Below are 235 nucleotides of genomic sequence, written 5' to 3' on the forward strand. Positions count from 1 at the left end.
CTTTCGATGTAGGCCGCTGCGGTCCGCGTTCCAGTCCGCCCGGCCAGCCATCCGGGACTCCGCCGAAAGCGCAGGCTCCGCGCCTTCCGCTTTGCCGGCTGGGGCGATTTCCCCTATCATATTGCGAATACCTGCGACACAGCCGAGGACTACCAGCTATTGCTGACCAGCGTGACCGATGCCGCGGGCACCTACGAGATCGAGGTACAGCTGCAGGAAACCGACGACAGCACCG

General features: G+C 64.3%; 1 protein-coding gene. It reads right to left on the reverse strand.

All coding sequences use genetic code 11. The features are described 5' to 3' along the window. Positions 1 to 235: hypothetical protein (locus SB717_RS39600; protein ID WP_410908813.1), on the reverse strand; the 235-nt coding region annotated here is incomplete at both ends.

It is taken from the genome of Priestia sp. SIMBA_032 (genome assembly GCF_046535215.1).
In the GTDB taxonomy this organism is placed as follows: Bacteria; Bacillota; Bacilli; order Bacillales; family Bacillaceae_H; genus Priestia; species Priestia aryabhattai.